The 15,904-nt window shown below is 62.6% G+C and carries 12 protein-coding genes; 4 read left to right on the forward strand and 8 right to left on the reverse strand.

Annotated features, from left to right (window positions below; all coding sequences use genetic code 11):
- Window positions 1–156: 156 nt before the first annotated feature.
- The 5 genes from KLP40_RS13120 to KLP40_RS13140 all read right to left on the reverse strand — a co-directional run bounded on the left by KLP40_RS13120 (window position 157) and on the right by KLP40_RS13140 (window position 7,774).
- Window positions 157–3,672 carry an efflux RND transporter permease subunit gene (locus KLP40_RS13120; protein WP_215594239.1) on the reverse strand — a complete coding sequence of 1,172 codons (3,516 nt, stop codon included), beginning with the start codon at window positions 3,670–3,672 and terminating at the stop codon, window positions 157–159.
- Between the two features lie 25 nt (window positions 3,673–3,697).
- The gene (locus KLP40_RS13125) at window positions 3,698–4,087 is read right to left on the reverse strand and encodes a four helix bundle protein (RefSeq protein WP_215594240.1); all 390 of its coding nucleotides are present in this window, start codon (window positions 4,085–4,087) and stop codon (window positions 3,698–3,700) included.
- Window positions 4,088–4,120: 33 nt separating this feature from the next.
- On the reverse strand, window positions 4,121–5,245 hold the full coding sequence (locus tag KLP40_RS13130; RefSeq protein ID WP_215594241.1) for an efflux RND transporter periplasmic adaptor subunit: 1,125 nt from the start codon (window positions 5,243–5,245) through the stop codon (window positions 4,121–4,123).
- 98 nt (window positions 5,246–5,343) lie between these two features.
- A complete protein-coding gene (locus tag KLP40_RS13135; RefSeq protein WP_215594242.1) occupies window positions 5,344–7,041 on the reverse strand; it encodes a TolC family protein in 1,698 nt (565 codons plus the stop codon).
- Window positions 7,042–7,159: 118 nt separating this feature from the next.
- The gene (locus KLP40_RS13140; protein ID WP_215594243.1) at window positions 7,160–7,774 is read right to left on the reverse strand and encodes a TetR/AcrR family transcriptional regulator; all 615 of its coding nucleotides are present in this window, start codon (window positions 7,772–7,774) and stop codon (window positions 7,160–7,162) included.
- A 226-nt stretch (window positions 7,775–8,000) separates the two neighbouring features.
- Here KLP40_RS13140 and ispF point away from each other — a divergent pair, with 226 nt between their 5' ends.
- From ispF to KLP40_RS13160, 4 genes are all read left to right on the forward strand, one after another.
- Window positions 8,001–8,480 (forward strand): 2-C-methyl-D-erythritol 2,4-cyclodiphosphate synthase, encoded by a 480-nt coding sequence (gene ispF, locus KLP40_RS13145; protein WP_215594244.1) that lies wholly within the window; start codon window positions 8,001–8,003, stop codon window positions 8,478–8,480.
- 140 nt (window positions 8,481–8,620) lie between these two features.
- Window positions 8,621–10,315, forward strand: coding sequence for a M28 family peptidase (locus tag KLP40_RS13150; RefSeq protein ID WP_215594245.1), 1,695 nt, complete (start codon window positions 8,621–8,623; stop codon window positions 10,313–10,315).
- 295 nt (window positions 10,316–10,610) lie between these two features.
- Window positions 10,611–12,005, forward strand: coding sequence for a LutB/LldF family L-lactate oxidation iron-sulfur protein (locus KLP40_RS13155; RefSeq protein WP_215594246.1), 1,395 nt, complete (start codon window positions 10,611–10,613; stop codon window positions 12,003–12,005).
- A gap of 98 nt (window positions 12,006–12,103) precedes the next feature.
- Window positions 12,104–13,129, forward strand: a complete 1,026-nt coding sequence (locus KLP40_RS13160) for a hypothetical protein (protein WP_215594247.1) — start codon at window positions 12,104–12,106, stop codon at window positions 13,127–13,129.
- A 217-nt stretch (window positions 13,130–13,346) separates the two neighbouring features.
- Here KLP40_RS13160 and sdaAA read toward each other — a convergent pair whose 3' ends face one another.
- The 3 genes from sdaAA to KLP40_RS13175 form a co-directional block, all read right to left on the reverse strand.
- The gene (sdaAA, locus tag KLP40_RS13165) at window positions 13,347–14,252 is read right to left on the reverse strand and encodes an L-serine ammonia-lyase, iron-sulfur-dependent, subunit alpha (RefSeq protein WP_215594248.1); all 906 of its coding nucleotides are present in this window, start codon (window positions 14,250–14,252) and stop codon (window positions 13,347–13,349) included.
- A gap of 234 nt (window positions 14,253–14,486) precedes the next feature.
- Entirely contained in the window at window positions 14,487–14,945 is a 459-nt protein-coding gene (msrB, locus tag KLP40_RS13170) for a peptide-methionine (R)-S-oxide reductase MsrB (RefSeq protein ID WP_215594249.1), read from the reverse strand.
- Between the two features lie 117 nt (window positions 14,946–15,062).
- The gene (locus KLP40_RS13175; RefSeq protein WP_215594250.1) at window positions 15,063–15,884 is read right to left on the reverse strand and encodes a M949_RS01915 family surface polysaccharide biosynthesis protein; all 822 of its coding nucleotides are present in this window, start codon (window positions 15,882–15,884) and stop codon (window positions 15,063–15,065) included.
- Window positions 15,885–15,904: the final 20 nt, after the last annotated feature.

A 15,904-nucleotide genomic window follows, 5' to 3' on the forward strand; every position in this document is an offset into this window, starting at 1 on the left:
TGGGGAAGAAAAACTGCGGGCTTGCCGGCAGCGCGTTGGCCCCGCCCGTTCGGGCGGAGGAGTACGCGGGGCGGGCCAATGGTTGCAAGGCCCGCGAAAAAAACTGCACCTTCCCGGTCGGCCTTTGCTTACCAACCTGGGAAGGCGCGGCAAAAATCAGTACTGGGCCAGTACCGGGGGCGTGGCGGCTTCCACCTCTTCGGCATCAGCCGGCGTTTCGGGCGTGCCCTTGATGCGCAGCTTCAGACTTTCGGTCAGCAGGTACATCACCGGTACGACCACCAGCGTAATGCCGGTAGCAAACACCAGCCCGAAAATGATAGTCCAGGCCAGCGGGCCCCAGAACACCACCGACTCGCCGCCGATAAAGAAGTGGGCGTTGCCGGAGGCAAACAGCTCGTAGAAGTCGATGTTGAGGCCGATGGCCAGCGGAATCAGCCCCAGGGTGGCGGCCGTGGCCGTCAGGATAACCGGGTTGAGGCGGGTACGGCCGGCCAGCACAATGGCTTCGCGCAGGGGCATGCCCTGGGCGCGCAGAATGTCCATGAACTCGACCAGCAGAATCCCGTTTTTCACCACGATACCGGCCAGGGCGATGATACCCACGCCCGTCATCACGATGCTCACGTTCATGCCCGTGATAGCCAGGCCCCAGAACACGCCCGCAATGGAGAACAGCACTTCCGAGAGGATGATGAGCGGCTTGCTGAACGAGTTGAACTGCGTGACCAGAATCAGGAAGATGAGGGCCAGCGCACCCAGACCCGCCAGGGGCAGGAAGTCGGTGGTTTCCTTCTGGTCTTCCTCGGCCCCGCCCATCTTGATGGTATAGCCGGCCGGGGTGGGGAAGCTTTGCAGGGCCGTGCGGATGTTCGCTACCACGTCGGGGCCCGTGTAGCCGTTGAGCACGTTGGAGCTGATGGTGATGACGCGCTTGGTGTCTTTGCGCCGGATGCCGCCGTAGGTAGAGCCGTAGGTGACGCTGGCAATGGACGAAATGGGCACCTGCCGCACCTGGCCCGTCGCGTCGCGGAAGGTCAGGGGGGCGTTCAGGATGGCGTCGATGTCGTTGCGGTAAGGCTCGGCGTAGCGCACCTGCACGGGGTACTCATCGTCGGGGGTCTTGAATTTGCTGGCTTCCGAGCCGTAGATGGCCGTGCGCACTTCCAGGCCAATCTGTCCGGTGCTGATGCCCTCCCGGTTGGCCCGGGTCCGGTCAATGTTGACGGCAATTTCGGGGTTGCGGTCTTCCAGGTTGGAGCGCAGGGCCTCGATACCGGCAATGTTGAGCGAATCAACGTAGCGCGTTACCTTCTTGCTGAGCTTGGCCAGCGTGGGGTAGTCGTCGCCGCTTACTTCGATGGCAATGGGCTTGGCCTGGGGCGGCCCGCTGGCTTCCTGGTCCACGGAAATTTCGGCACCCGGAATGCCTTTTACCACTTCCCGGATTTTATCCATGTAGGTGCCGGTAGCGGGGCCGGTCCGGTCGCTGAGCTCCTTGAAGGCCACGGCCACTTTGCCCATGTTGGACATGGCCGTCCCGCTCGACGAGGACGCGTCGCCCGGGTCGCCGGCCCCGATGGCCACGTTGGAAATCACTGATTCCACGTCGGGGTTGTTCTTGCCAATGACGCCGTAAATACGGTTTTCCAGCACTTTGGTAATGGAGTCGGTGATTTCGACCCGGGTACCTACCGGCATTTTCAGGTAGGTGTAAATGAATTTGGGGTCGCCTTTCGGGAAGAAGTCCACCTTGGGGCCGCGCAGGCCCACGGCCACGAACGAGCCGAGGAACAGCACCACCACGCTAACCATCACCAGCACCGGATGGCCGATAGACCAGCGCACCAGGCTGGCGTAGCCGTTCTGGAAGCGGGGCAGCGCCCGGGTCTGGAACCAGGCAATCATCTTCACGAGCAGGAACCGGTCGAGGGCGATGAAGGCGGCCAGGGCCAGGCAGATGTTGCCGATGAAGTGACCAAGGCTGCCCAGTGGAGCACCTAATGAAATTTCCGCCCCAACTGACACGCCCGGTCCAACAGCGGTGCTGGCTTTTATATTGGAATAAATAGCCAATACGTTGAACAAAATGCCCAGCGCCACCAGCACGCCCACGGCAATTTTGAAGCCTTTGGTAACCTTGGGCTTGCTGTGCAGGTCTTCCTCGAAGTGCTCCTCGCGCTCCATGAAGCTCACGGCAAACACCGGGTTCATGATGAAGGCCACCACCAGCGACGACATCAGGGTGATGATGAGCGTGACGGGCAGGTAGTACATGAACGAGCCCACAATGCCGGGCCAGAACATCAGCGGCACGAAGGGCGCCACCGTGGTAAGCGTACCGGCCAGTACGGGCACGAATACCTCGCCGGCCGCAAATTTGGCGGCTTTTTCGGTGGTTAGTTCGGGGTGCTCGTGCAGCAGGCGGTGGGTGTTCTCAATCACCACAATGGCGTCGTCGACCACAATGCCCAGGGCCAGCAGGAAGGCGAAGAGCACGATCATGTTCAGCGAGAAGTCGAAGCCCGGGATGATGAGAAAGGCCAGGAACATCGACAGCGGCACCGACAGGCCCACGAACATGGCGTTGGTGGTGCCCATGAAGAACATGAGGATGAAGGTTACCAGCAAAAAGCCGATGACGATGGTGTTGATCAGGTCGTGCAGCGTTACGCGCGTGTCGCTGGAGGTGTCGCCGGTTACGGTTACCTTCAGCTCGCTGGGCAGCGTCTTTTCCGATTCCGCAATGAGGGCCTTGATTTTGTCGGAGGCGTCAATCAGGTTTTCGCCCTGGCGCTTTACCACGTTGAGCGTAATGGCGGGCTGGCCGTCGAGACGGGCGTAGGACTCGCGGTCCTTGAAGCCGTCCTCCACGGTGGCAATGTCGCCCAGGCGTACGGCCGCGCCGTTGAGGTTCTTTACCTGAATGTCGGCAATGTCTTCGGCGCGCACGTACTGGCCGGCCACGCGCACGGCCCGCTTCTGGGAGCCCACGTCGATGGAGCCGCCCGAAATGGTCACGTTTTCGTAGCCAATGGCCCGGGTAATATCGGAGAAAGCCAGACGCGAGGCCCGCAGCTTGTTCAGGTCCACGTCCACGTTCACCTGCTGGTCGAGGGCGCCCACGATATCCACGCGGGTGATTTCGGGCAGGGCCTCAATCTTATCCTGGAAGTCGTCGGCGTACTTTTTGAGCTGCACGGCGGGCAGGTTACCGCTCAGGTTCACGAACATGATGGGCTGCTCGGAGATGTTGATTTCCTTCACCGTGGGCGGCGAGGGCAAATCGTTGGGCAGCTCGGGGGCGGCCTTGTCCACGGCGTCCTTCACCAGCTGCTTGGCATACTGCACGTCCACGTTCGAGTTGAACTCGATGTCGACGATGCAGTAGTCCTGGTTGGAAGTGGAGTTGATTTTTTTCACCCCGTTCACGCTCTTGAGCTCTTTTTCGAGCTGGCGCGTCACCAGGTTCTCGATGTCGGCCGGCGAGGTACCAGGATAAATGGTGGCCACGATGATGCGCGGAATCACGATGTCGGGGAATTTCTCCTTGCCCAGCTTGATGTAGGCAAAAATCCCCGCCAGGCACAGCAACACCGTGATGATGTAGACGCTGGTTTTATTGTTAATCGACCAACTGGTCGGCCCAAATTCTTTTTCTAAGTCTTGCATGTTAGAAGGAGCTAGGAGTTAGAAGCTAGGAGTTAGAATCGGCCACCAATCTGGCTCGCATGGTCCTGCCATAGGAATCCAGCAGTCGACTCACTTCATTCGCTTGTTCAGTTATCAGGTGCGTATCCGCATAGCCTAGGTCTTTAGCCAGTATGAGGTAGTACTGCACCTCTTCTAAAGAGCCCTCCGCTATATTGAAAAACCTGATTTTATCTTTTAGGCCTCTTCTGCGGAAGCCTTCGGCCACATTGGCGGGTACAGATACCGCCGCACGGCGCAGCTGAGAAGTCAAGGCGAAAAGCTCATGTTTAGGAAAGGCATCGGTAAGCCGGTACACTGCCAGAACCAGCTGATGGGCTTTCTGCCACACCAGTAATTCCTGAAAGCTCTTGGCTGGTTCCCGTTGATTTTCCATAAACTCCTGGCTCCTAACTCCTAGCTTCTTTGGCTACAGCGTAACTGCCTGTCCTTCGTTAAGCGTCTGGTAGCCGGCTGAAATCACCTGGTCGCCGGCCTGCAGGCCGCTGGTTACTTCCACTTTGCCGTTGTAGGTCTGGCCGGTCTGGATGACGCGCTTGGCGGCTACTTTCTGGCCGCCTTTCTCACTGACTACCAGCACGTAGCTGTTTTGTTCGTCGCGCTGCACCAGGTCGACGGGCACCACGGTGGCCTCCGGACGGCTGTAATTGAGGATGCGCACGCTGGCTACCATGTTGGGGCGCAACTTGCCGGCCTTGCCGTTTGTGAGGCGCAGCTCCACGGTAAACGTGCGGCTGGTGGGGTTAATGGTGCTCGATACTACCCGCACCGTAGCGGGCAGCTCCTCCCCGCCCAGGTCCGGAATGGTTACCAGGGCTTTGTCGCCGGCCTTAATGCGCGAGGCGTAGGCTTCCGATACCTCGGCCAGGACTTTACCCGAGCCGCTGCTGCTGATCAGCTTCACGACCGGAGCGCCGGGGGCGACGGTTTCGCCCAGCTTGGGCAGCACGTCGTCCACGGTCCCGCTGAACGGCGCTACCACGTTGTAGAGGGCGCGCTGCTGGTTGAGGGTGCTGAGGTTGCGCTGGAGGGCCTGGTAGTTGTTCTTCGCCTGCAGAAACTGGATTTCCGTCCCGATCTGCTGGTCCCAGAGGCGCTTCTGCTTCTCGTAAATGACTTTTGCCAGGTCCATGCGGGTGCGCAGCTCGGCCAGGCTGGCGTCGAGGATGCTGGCATCCACGGTGGCCAGCACCCGGCCCTTGCTCACTTGGTCGCCGCGCTGCACGCGCAGGCTGGTGAGCGTACCGGCGGCGCGGGCGGCCACGGTGGCGTTCTGGTCGAAGTCCACGCGGCCCTGCACTTCGAGGTAGCTGCTGAAGCCTTCGGGGGCTACTTTAATCACCGAAACGGGCGTGGCCTGAGCCGCCGCGTTTTCGGCCTTGGCGCCGGTTTTGGCTTCCAGCTCGGCAATTTTGGCCTGGTTGGCCGCCTGCTCCTTTTTCAGTTTAGCCAGCTCGGCCTGGGGGTCTTTTTCGCCGCCGCAGGCGGTCAGCAGACCCAGGGTCAGCAGAAAGGCAGAAGTAAACGATTTCATCGTTGAAGAAAGATAGTTGCGAAGGAGTGAGGAGCTAGAACAGGGGGTACGCAGCCGGGTCAGAAGCTTCTAGCTCCTAGCTTCTGACTTCTGGCTCCTTAGTTGTTGGCCTTGCGGAACAGCTCCCCGGTGGCTTTGTCGCGGTCGACCTTGGCTACCAGCACGTCGTAGAGGGCGGCGTAGTAGTTGGTCTGGGCTTCGCGCAGGCCGGTTTCGGCCGATATAACCTCCAGGTTGGAGCCCACGCCTTCCTCAAACTTGATGCGCGAGACGCGGGCTACTTCTTCGGCCAGGGCCAGGTTGGCCTTCTGGTTGTCGAGCACGTCGAGGGCGTTGATGAGCGTGGTGCGGCTCTGGGCATCCTGCAAATCGATGCTCTGGCGCAGGGTTTCGAAGCCCCGCTCAATGGTCTGCTGCTGAATACGGGCCTGCTGCACCAGGTATTTGCGGCGGAAACCATCAAACACCGGAATCTGCAGACTCAGGCCCACGTTGCCGAAACCAAACCAGTTCTGGTTGGGGAAGCCGTTGCCGGCCCGCGAATCGGGTCCGCGGAAGGCAAACAGGTCGCCGGCCGTTTTGGCCGAGCCCGAGAAGCCGTAGGCAGCCGTAGCGAGCAGGCGCGGATAAGCCCCGGCCCGGCGGTTGGCCAAATCCAGGCCGGCCAGGGCCTGCTGGGTTTCGAGGGTGCTAAACTCGATGCGGTTGTTGTAGTTGAAGGCCGCGGCCAGCTGGCCGGTCCGGGCGCCGCTGAGGGCCGTCCGCTGGTCCTGGTCGCGCTGGTCGGTGGTGGTGGCGGGCGTGGTGGGGGCAGTGGGCACCGGTCCCAGGCCGGCGTCGCCGGCTCCGGTGGCGAAGCTGGCCGCGCCCAGGCGCTGGCGCAGGGCGCCGGCATCCACCAGGGCGTTGCTGAGCTGGTCGGTCAGCTGCACGTCCTGGCTCTGGGGCAGGCCCATCTGAAACTTGAGCAGGGCCACGCTCAGCTCCGTGAGGCGGGTGGCCTTCTGCTGCTCCACTACCAGGTTGTTGCGCTGCACCTGCAGGCGCTGCACGTCCAGCTTCTCGGCAAAGCCCGCCTTGAAGGTTTCGTTGGTCTGGTAGAGGATGGTGTCGAGGCGCTGCACGTTGCGGGAGAGCAGCTGGAGCCGCTCCCGCGCCACCAGGGTGCTGTAGTAGGCCTTGCTGACCTGCTCCACCACGTCGATTTCGGCCTGCTGGGTTTGCTTCTGGGCCAGCTGCTCGTACACCTTAGCCGCTTTCAGACCAATCAGGTAAGCGCCGTCGAACAGCAGCTGCGACACCGAGGCGCTGGTGTTCCCGGCCCACTGCAAACCAAAAGCAAAGGCCTGCGGCGGCGCCGGCGGCGCCTCATTTTTCACCCTGACGGGAGTCAGATTAACGGTCTGGCCGTTCTGAGCGGCGGCTACGTCATTCTGCCGGAGTGACGATAAGGTGAGACTATCTCCGCCCAGGGCCCCAAAGTCCACGAGGCTTTTCTGCAGCTTGAAGTTGTCGGCCACGTTGGCCGACACGTTTACCTGGGGCAGGCCCGCCGAGCGGATTTCGCCCACCTTGGCCCGGGCGGTCTGCTCGCCCAGGCGCGTAGCCAGCAGCGTGGATTTGTTCTGCACGGCGTAGTCGATGGCCTGCCGCAGGCTCAGGGGCAGGGTGCCGGTGGTAGCCTGCAGCGCCAGGGCGGGCTGAGCGGCGGGCGCGGTCTGCGCCAGGGCGGCCCCGGCGGGGGCCAGCAGGCCCGGCCCGGTGGCCAGCAGCAAAACGCGGAGGTTGTTCTTCATGGTTGACTGTTAGGGCTTAGGGCTTAGTAGATAGTGCCTGGTTGGTAGTGCCTGGTGCTTAGCTTGGTTCGGGCAGAACGACCTAAGCACTAAAACCCAAGCACCAAGCACTAAAAACCTATTCTTCTTCCGTCACCTGACGGTATTCGTTGACGAGCTTATGGCCCTTGAGCGTGACCATGCCCAGCAGAAAATGCTCGTTGCAGGCCAGCTGCACCCGGGGCTGATCGAACTGCGCAACCGGGAATACCTCCTGGTCGAAGAGCACGTCAATCTGAGCCAGGCGCAGGCGCGAGAGCACCTCCACGTCGAGGTCGGCGCGGTAGAGGCCCTCGGCCACGCCCCGGCGCAGATTGGCCTGAATCTGGGCCAGGATGTACTTGTTCTTGTGGTTGTGAAACAGCTTCCAGGCGGCCGGATAGTACTTGCGCAGGTCGTGAATGGCGTTGGGGTTGGTGTTGCTGAACTGGCGCTTGGCCCAGTCCATGATCTGCACCATCTCGTCGACGGCATTGATGGCCGTTCCCGAAATGCCCTCGCACTCGCTCTGCACCCCGTTCAAATGGCTGGAAATGACGGCTGACACCAGCTCATCCTTGTTGTCGAACCACTTGTAGAGGGTTTTCTTGGAGATGCCCAGCTCGGAGGCAATGTCGTCCATCGACACGCTCTTGATCCCATTGCGGGTGAAGAGCGTGACGGCGGCGTGTAAAATTCGGTCTTTGATTTCCATGATAACGCGGCAAAGATACTGCGGAAACTTTTAATGATTCCTAAGTTTCCATCGGTTTTTTCCTATTTATTATCCGCGTCTTTATCCCCCGACGTTTCCGCCGGCTTTTTACTTTACCGGCGGCCGTTTTTTGTTGGCAGCCCGCTGCGGCCGGCGGCACGGGCCGGCCCCCAACCAACCTGCCGAAAGCGTACCTTGCGGGTCCATTCCCTAGTTTCTGCTCGATATGAAAATCCGGACCGGCTTCGGCTACGACGTTCACCAGCTCCAGGAAGGCCTGCCCTTCTGGCTCGGCGGCATTCAGGTGCCCCACACCCACGGCGCCCTCGGCCACTCCGATGCCGATGTGCTCATCCACGTAATCTGCGACGCGCTGCTGGGCGCGGCCAACCTGCGCGACATCGGCTTCCACTTCCCCGACACCGACCCGCAGTACAAGGGCATCGACAGCAAGAAGCTGCTGGCCGGCGTAGTGCGCCTGCTCCGCGGGAAGGGCTACGAAATCAGCAACATCGACTCTACCATCTGTCTGGAAGCGCCCAAAGTCAACCCCCACATCCCGGAGATGCAGCGCGTGCTGGCCGAGGTGATGGGCCTGGCCGAGGACGACATCAGCATCAAGGCCACCACCACCGAAAAACTGGGCTTCGTGGGCCGCCGCGAGGGCGTGGCCGCCTACGCCGCCGTGCTCATTGTGCAACCTTAGCAGGGGCTTAGGGTCTTGAGGATTCGGGAGTCTGGGGGACTGGGATGACGTTCAGTAATTACTTCGAAGAACTTCATCCCAGTCCTCCAGTTCCCCAGTCTTTCAGTCCCCAAGTTCCTCAGTTCCTCAGATCCCCAACCATGAAAAAAACTTCCCTGCTGGCCTGGCTGCTGGTAGCGGGCACGGCCACCGCGGCCCTGGCCCAGCAAACGCCCGAGAAAATCAAGGTCAAGCACAAGCGCGGCAAGGCCCGGACCGAAGTAACGGCCACCCCCACCGTGGAGGCCGCCGCGCCTACCGCGCCCGCGCCCGCCGACCCGGCCCAGACCTACGCCGGCACCATCACCCAGGCCGACCTGCGCCAGCACCTGAGCGTGCTGGCCTCGGATGAGTACGAGGGCCGCGAAACCGGCGAGAAAGGCCAGAAAATGGCCGCCGAGTACATTGCCAACCGCTTCAAGGAGCTGGGCCTGGCGGGACCCGTGCCGAATTCCGACAACCCCTACCTTCAGCACTTCACCATGGTGCGCAGCACCTGGGCCGACGGCGCCACCCTGAAAGTGGGCTCCGACAGCTACCAGTGGCTGACCGATTTTTACGCCTACGGGGGCCAGGGCTTCCAGCAGGCGACTACCGTGCAGCCCGTATTTGCCGGTTACGGCATCGAGCAGGACGGCTACTCCGACTACGCCGCCCTGGGCGATGTGAAAGGCAAGGACCTGCTGATTCTGCTGGGCGAGCCCCAGAACGGCCAGGGCACCGCTCTGCTGGGCAAGGACGGCCAAGGCAGCAAGTGGGGCCAGGATTTCCGGGCCAAGCTCACGCTGGCCGCCCAGAAGGGGGCCCGCTCGGTGTTCTTCGTCGACTTCAATCCTAACAGCAACTTCGCCAAGCAGGCCGGCCGCATGGCGCCCTACGTGAGTCGCCCCAGCATTGCGTTCAAGGACGCCGTGGATGGCCCCCGCCCGACGGCCTATTTCGTGTCGCCGGCCGTGGGCTACAAGATGCTCGGCACCTCGGCCCAGACGCTGCCCAAGTACGCGGCGGCCGTGACCAAGGCCGGACAGCCCGTCACCAGCCCCTTCCGGCCGGTAAAAACCACGGTGCTGGCCCCGCGCAAAACCGAGGACTTCACCACCGAAAACGTGCTGGGCTTTCTGGAAGGCACCGACCGCAAGGATGAAATCGTCGTGCTCTCGGCCCACTTCGACCACATTGGCATCATCAACGGCGAGGTGCACAACGGCGCCGACGACGACGGCTCGGGCACGGTTACGGTGCTGGAAATGGCCGAGGCCTTCACCAAAGCCAAGGCCGAGGGCCACGGCCCGCGCCGCAGTATTCTGTTCCTGACCGTAACGGGCGAAGAAAAAGGCCTGCTGGGCTCGGAGTACTACACCGACCACCCCATCTTCCCGCTGGAAAAAACGATGGTCGACCTGAACACCGACATGGTGGGCCGCACCGATAAGGACCACGAGGGCAAGGGCGACTACGTGTACGTGATTGGCTCCGACAAGCTCAGCTCCGAGCTGCACACCATTCTGCAGGCCCAGAACCAGAAGTACACCCAGATGGACCTGGACTTCCGCTTCAACGACCCGGAAGACCCCAACCGCTTCTACTACCGCTCCGACCACTACAACTTCGCCAAGCACAACATCCCGGTGGCCTTCTTCTTCAACGGCGTGCACGCCGATTACCACGGCGCGGGCGACGAAGTCGAGAAAATCGAGTTTCCGAAGATGGAAAAGCGCGCCCGCCTCGTCTTCTACACCGCCTGGGACCTGGCCAACCGCGACCAGCGCATCGTAGTGGACTCGAACAAGAAGTGAGAACTGAGAGGTGAGAACTGAGAGCTTAGAACTGAGAACTGAGGAAGGAACGTCATTCTGAGCGCAGCGAAGAATCTCGCGTGCTGACGTTGGGTTACTCTGGCAACGTCAGCACGCGAGATTCCTCGGCTGCGCTCGGAATGACGTTCCTTCCTCACTTCTCACTTCTCACTTCTAAGCTCTCAGTTCTCACCTCTCAGTTCTTACCTCTCAGTTCTACAGAAAAAACCCGCCGAACCGAATGTGGTGCGGCGGGTTTTTATATTTGTCTGAACCCGTTGCTACCCGTGCTGCCATGAACCCGACCTCTGTTGCCCCGACCAAAGCCGCGCAATTCCTCCAGGATACCGACCGCAAGGCCTTCGACCTGGAGCACCGGCGCAAAATCCGCTTCAACATCGGCAAGTACAACGCGGCCGTGAGCACCGGCATGGGCTTCTACCAGGACCACGAGCTGGCCCGCAGCCGGGCGGCCTACCTCAAAACCGAGGTCATCAACCGCCTCGATGAGTACCTGCTCCAGTTCGAGGAGAATTTCACCCGGCGCGGCGGCAAGGTTATCTGGGCCCAGAACGCGGAGGAGGCCCTGTTTGAAGTGGGCAAGATCATGGAGCGCCGCAAGGCCCGCACCGTGGTGAAGGCCAAGAGCATGACTACCGAGGAAATCCACCTCAACCAGTACCTCTCAACGCGCGGGATTGAGTCGGTGGAGACGGATCTGGGCGAGTTCATTGTGCAGCTCAACGGGGAGCGGCCCTACCACATCGTGACGCCGGCCATGCACCTGAGCAAGCTCGACATTGCCGATATTTTCGTTAAGCACCTCGGCATCGAGTACACCGACGACGCCCAGAAGCTCGTGCTCACGGCCCGCCACCTGCTGCGCAACAAGTACACGGCGGCCGAAGTGGGCGTCACGGGCGGCAACTTCCTCATTGCCGATACGGGGGCAGTCTGCGTGACCGAGAACGAGGGCAACGCCCGCCTCTCGGCCACGTTTCCGCACACCCACATTGCCATTGTGGGCATTGAGAAGGTGATTCCCAGGCTCCAGGACCTGGATTTGTTCTGGCCCCTGCTCAGCACCAGCGGCACCGGCCAGCAGGTCACGGTCTACAACACCATCTACACCGGCCCCCGCCAGCCCCTGGAAAAGGACGGCCCGGAGGAAATGGTCGTGATTCTGCTCGACAACGGCCGCACCAACCTGCTGGCCCAGCCCGACAAGCGTGAGGCCCTGAACTGCATCCGCTGCGGGGCCTGCCTGAACGTGTGCCCGGTCTACAAGAACATTGGCGGGCACAGCTACGAGGCCACCTACTCCGGTCCCATCGGCTCCGTGATTACGCCCCATCTCTCGGGCCTGGCCGAAAACAAGCACCTGAGCTTCGCCAGCAGCCTGTGCGGGGCCTGCTCCTCGGTGTGCCCGGTCCGCATCCCGATTCACAACCTGCTGCTCAAAAACCGCCAGCAGAGCGTGCAGGAGCAGCTCACCGACAAGGAAGAGCGCCGCGCCATTAGGCTGTGGCTGCACGGCATGAAGCACCGCTGGGTCTGGGACCTGGCCCCCGCCGCCGGCAAAAACTGGGTCCTGAGCCGCCTGCTGGGCGAAGTGGGCTGGAGCAAGCGCCGCGATGCCGTGCAGGTAGCCCCCCAGACGTTCCGGCAGCTCTGGAAGGCGCGGGGGTAGTACCCGGCCGGCCCGGCCCCGGCCCACGCCGGCCTGACCAACCCCACAGAGGCCGTAGCAGTACAAGGCAGGCGGCCTGACGCCGCGCCCACTCCCCTATGCCCGATGTTCTGTTGCACTGGTTTGCCTTCGGCGGCGGCCTTTTCCTGGTCATCAGCACCGTACTGGCCGCTATCCGCTCTTTTGTGCTGCCCCGCAACGAAACCGTGCTGATCAGCAGTTTCGTGTTCCGGGTGTTGCGGATGCTGTTCAATGGGCTGGCCCGGCTGGGCACTACCTACGAGCGGCGCGACCGGGTTATGGCCCTCTATGCCCCGGTGGGATTGGTGGCCCTGCCCATCGTGTGGCTGACGCTGCTGAGCGTGGGCTACACCAATATTTTCTGGGCCCTGGGCGAAGGGCGCTGGGAGCGGTGCCTGCGCATCAGCAACAGCTCCCTGCTCACGCTCGGCTCGGAAGAGCCCAGTCATAACGTGTGGGCCAACCTCATTTCCTACTCCGAGGCCACGCTGGGGCTGCTGCTGATGACGCTGCTCATTTCCTACCTGCCCACCATGTACCAGGCCTTTTCGCGGCGCGAAATCACGGTCAGCCGCCTGGAGCTGCGCTCGGGGGCCAAGGCCTCGGCGGTAGAGCTGCTGCTCTGGCTGCACCGCACCGGCTCTTTGCAGGACGACCGCGCCCAGTGGCAGGAGTGGGAGCAGTGGTTTGTGGAAATCGAGGAAACCCACACCTCCCTGCCCATCCTCTCCTTTTTTCGCTCGCCCCAGCCCGGACGTTCCTGGATTACGGCCGCCGGCGTCATTCTCGACGCGGCGGCGCTCATCATCAGCACCGTGGAGCAGCCCCGCGACCCGTACCTGACGCTCTGTTTCAAAGCCGGCTGCGTAGCCCTGAACCGCGTAGCCCGGTTTTTTGGCTACGACGAAAGGCCCGGCAGCCCGCCGTCGCCCGCTGAGCAGGCGGGTTTCCATCACAGCCGGGAGCAGCTCCGCGAAGCCGGCATCCCGCTTTGCCCCGAAGCCGAGGCCTGGCAGCAGTACCAGGAACTCCGCAGCCGCTACGCCCGCGCCGCCGCCTACCTGGCCCGCGTCACGATGGCCCCGGGGGCAGTGAATGATTGACTCGGTGAATGAGTGAACCTTTCTGCTATGGCGAGGCCGAGCCGACGCAATCCGTCCTCTACCGAGCGCCGAACCAGTATTCAGCACAAAGCCCCTGACGTGTGCACGCCAGGGGCTTTTCGTAAATCGGGGCTTTGAACTGCGTGAAGGACGGATTGCTTCGGCTGCGCCTTGCCATGACAGAACGGTTCCCTCATTCACCGAGTCACTCGTTCCCTCACTCCCCATCTTCATCCGGCAGGATTTGCACGTCCTGGATGAGGACCATTTTCTCGATTTCGCGGCCGCGGGTGGTGTTGGCCAGGCCGCCGAGGGCAGTTTCCTTGTAGCGGGTTTCCATGCTCTGGCCTACTTCGCCCAGGGCCGCCACGCACTGATCCACGGGAATCACCGGATCGACGCCGGCAATGGCAATCTGGGCCGAACTGAAGGCAATGGCGGCGGCCGAGGCATTGCGCACCACGCAGGGCACTTCCACCAGGCCCGCCACCGGGTCGCAGATGAGGCCCAGCATGCACTGAATGGTAATGGCCACACCGGCAAAAGCCTCGCTCACGGAGCCGCCCAGGCAATACACAATGGCTCCTGCGCCCATAGCTGCCGCCGAGCCGGTTTCGGCCTGACAGCCGCCCACGGCCCCGGCCAGGGAGGCGTTCTGCTCGATGATGAGGGCAATACCGGCCGCCACCAGCAGACCTTCCAGAATAGCGCGGTCCTCAAGCTTATGAATGTCCTGGAGCGTGACCAGCACGCCGGGCAGGATGCCCGAAGCCCCGGCCGTGGGCGCCGCTACCACCCGGCCCATGCACGAATTCACTTCCTTGGCCCCCAGGGCCCGCGTCACGAGGTTTTTGAACTCCGGCGAAAGCACCGTGACGGGCGAGGCGGCAATCTTCTTGGCCCCGTTGTTCACCATGCCCGAGCGCGAGGTCATGTCCTGGGTGAGGCCCGTGTGCACGGCGTCGCGCATCACGTCGTAGGCCCGTTGCAGGCCTGCCCAGATTTCCTCCTCGGTGCGGCCCTTCTGCTCGATTTCGTAGTCGAGCACGGGCTGGTAAAGCGGTTCGTTGGTAGCGGCGCAGTGGGCCTGCCAGCTGTTGAAATCGGTGAAGAGCAACGACATGGGTGGGGTGGGAAAGCGGGGTGGGACAAGACGAGCCTGCTTACGTAAGCAACCCGTCCCCGGGGACGGGGGTGCAAAAATCGGCAGAAAAACTTCGGCACCCGCACGCCGGCCGGCACCGGCTTTTTTGCGCTCCGCCCGGAGCCGGCGGGCTGGTTCCGGGCGGAGCGTGAAAAAGCCGGTCAGCAGCCTCAGGCTACCAACCGGCTTTCGGGAGATGGCAAGGCCGGCGGGTTACGCTTCCTGCTGCTCACTCACCAGCTTCACGCTGGCCGAATTGATGCACAGACGCAGGCCGCCGGGGGGCGGACCATCGGGGAAGACGTGGCCCTGGTGGGCGTCGCAGACGTTGCAGAGCACTTCCACCCGGGTCATGCCGTAGCTGGTGTCCTTCTTGTAGCGGATGGCGTTTTCCTTCACCGGCTGGGTGAAGCTGGGCCAGCCCGTGCCCGACTCGAACTTGGTGCGCGAGTCGTAGAGCGGGGTGCCGCAGCACACGCAGGCGTAGAGGCCGGCCTCGTGGGCCTCGCAGTATTCGCCCGTGAAGGCCCGCTCGGTGCCGTGCTCCCGCGTCACGTGGTACTGCTCGGGCGTGAGCTGAGCGCGCCACTCGGCGTCGGTTTTTTCTACTCGCTTATCGGGGGCCGGGGAGCCGTGGTTGGCCAGCCGGATAACGTCGTTCCAGGTTTGCATGGGGTCAGGTCGGTTTAGTAAGCACAATCAGCCCGGAGGCTGCCCGTACAAACGCGGCGGGCGGGCCGGAAGTTTTAGCGGCGCGGGGCGAGCGTAGTTCAGCCGCTGGTCAGCGCCTCACAACTGTTTCAACTCATCCCGCACCGACCAGCGCCGCCACTGCCGGCGGGCGAAGCGCAGAAAAGCCGGGGGCGCTTGCGCAAACTCTTTTTCCGACTGATAGCGGCCGGCGTAGAGCACGTAGCCGTCGGGAGCGTCAAGCTGTTGCTGGCTGATGGTATCCAGGCAGCACGGATTGGCGGGAGCCCGCTGGCTGACCGGCACGGAATCGTACTGCACCACCGTGTGGCCCCGCAGGGCATACTTGGCGGTGCCTTCGCGCATAATCAGCTTGAGGGTGGAGGGGCTCACGTCGCTGCGGCAGCTGAACGTGTAGAGGAGCGTGGTTTCCGTCTGGCCGTCGCCGTCGAGGTCCGTCACGGTGGCGGCGCCGGGCAGCGGGCCGAGCCAGGTATCAAAGGCGCAGCGCTCCACGGCATCCTGGAGGCGCCACACTTCCCGCCATTGGGCACCCCGCCGCACGTACTGCCGGGCGTACAACCGGATGGTCTGGGTTTCATTGGGGTCTTCGGGACGCGCGGGCAACGTCTGGGGGGCCGTTCGGGTGAGGAGCAGCAGGTTCGCGCCCTGGCTATCCGTCCACTGCCGGGCCTCCAGCACCCGGCCCGGCGGACGCGCCACGCCGGCCGGCACCTGCCCGGCCGATAGCATTCGTACCGTGGCTGAATCGAAGGCCGCCGGGGGTGTTACGGTAGTTACAGCAGTTCTGGCAGTTGCAGCGGCGGGAGCGGGAACCGCCGTTTCGGGGGCGGCGGGTTGGCGCTCTGAGCAGGCGGCCAGCAGCAGCAGCAGCGTAAATCGGGGAGCAAGACGCAGCATATATCCAATCAGGTAGGTTC

Origin of the sequence: Hymenobacter piscis (genome assembly GCF_018760735.1) — a bacterium.
In the GTDB taxonomy this organism is placed as follows: domain Bacteria; phylum Bacteroidota; class Bacteroidia; order Cytophagales; family Hymenobacteraceae; genus Hymenobacter; species Hymenobacter piscis.